At 69.0% G+C, this 658-nt stretch carries 1 pseudogene; it reads left to right on the top strand.

Features of this window, described 5'->3' with window-relative positions:
* Positions 1–375 precede the first annotated feature (375 nt).
* A pseudogene (locus Q0C81_RS10055) lies at positions 376–658 on the top strand (transporter); the annotation flags it as partial.

Raw genomic sequence — 658 nt, 5'->3', positions numbered from 1 at the left:
GCCCGTTGGGGCACGCTGTTCGCAGCGAACGCCCGCTGTTTCAGAGGAAAACTCAATGTTCATCCGTTCAACGTCGGGGGCAGGCGGTCTCGCGCTGGCCTTGGCTCTCGTCGCCCCGCCCGCATTCGCCCAGACGCCGGCGGCCCCTCAAATTTCGGTCGCGGATCAAGCCATGAGGCAGGATTGCGTCCGCCGCGTCGCGCCGCCGTCCCCGAACCCGCACGATGTGTTCAGGCGCATCGTTTGCGTGCCCCGAAACGCGACAACCGTCCCGGAGAGCCGCCGTCCGCACCGTCGCCCGCCGGTCGTCCCGCGCGAGGCTGTGCCCCAACTTCTGTCTAGCGGGCTCTCGCAACCTGATCAGGGTGTGCAACGATGACAAAGCTCCGCCCGGTTTGGGTGTCCGTCCTTCTCTTGGGCGTCTGTGTCGCGCCGGCCCAAGCCGAGCCCCAGACCTTCGAAGAAGCCCTGGCCCGCGCGGCGTCCAGCGCGCCCAGCCTGCGTGCCAGCGCTTTGGGCGTGGACGCCGCTCGCGCCGCCGCCCCGGCGGCGGGGCTGCTGCCGGATCCCCGGCTCACCTTCGGCCTCGACGGATTTCCAGTCACCGGACCTTTCGCGGGGCAGTTCGACGAAGACGACTTCACGATCCTCAGGGTTG

Source organism: Brevundimonas sp. (assembly GCF_023259385.1).
Classification (GTDB): domain Bacteria; phylum Pseudomonadota; class Alphaproteobacteria; order Caulobacterales; family Caulobacteraceae; genus Brevundimonas.
The sequence above is the reverse complement of the archived record's forward strand: the minus strand, read 5'-3'. Positions and strand labels throughout refer to the sequence as shown.